Source organism: Pseudomonas sp. FW305-28 (genome assembly GCF_017351395.1).
In the GTDB taxonomy this organism is placed as follows: domain Bacteria; phylum Pseudomonadota; class Gammaproteobacteria; order Pseudomonadales; family Pseudomonadaceae; genus Aquipseudomonas; species Aquipseudomonas fluorescens_AA.
In genome coordinates this window covers 1-335 of record NZ_JACNDD010000317.1, presented here as the reverse complement: position 1 = coordinate 335, position 335 = coordinate 1, and the positions used below count along the sequence as shown (strand labels likewise).

The following is a 335-nucleotide window of genomic DNA, read 5'->3' as shown; positions in this document are numbered from 1 at the left end:
TAGCTGCTTCATGAGCTCCCACACGAATTGCTTGATTCATTGAAGAAGACGAAAGAAGCAGCCCGAAATTGGGTCTGTAGCTCAGTTGGTTAGAGCGCACCCCTGATAAGGGTGAGGTCGGCAGTTCGAATCTGCCCAGACCCACCAATTTTGTGTGGGAAACGCCTGTAGAAATACGGGGCCATAGCTCAGCTGGGAGAGCGCCTGCCTTGCACGCAGGAGGTCAGCGGTTCGATCCCGCTTGGCTCCACCACTACTGCTTCGATTGTATAAAGCTTAGAAATGAGCATTCCATCGGTTCGATGGTGAATGTTGATTTCTAGTCTTTGACTAGT

General features: G+C 50.7%; 2 tRNA genes. Both read left to right on the top strand.

Annotation, left to right across the window (positions count from 1 at the left end):
- Positions 1–70 precede the first annotated feature (70 nt).
- Positions 71–147 (top strand) — tRNA-Ile (locus J4E53_RS30615).
- A gap of 30 nt (positions 148–177) precedes the next feature.
- Positions 178–253, top strand: a tRNA-Ala gene (locus J4E53_RS30610).
- The last annotated feature ends 82 nt before the right edge of the window (positions 254–335 follow it).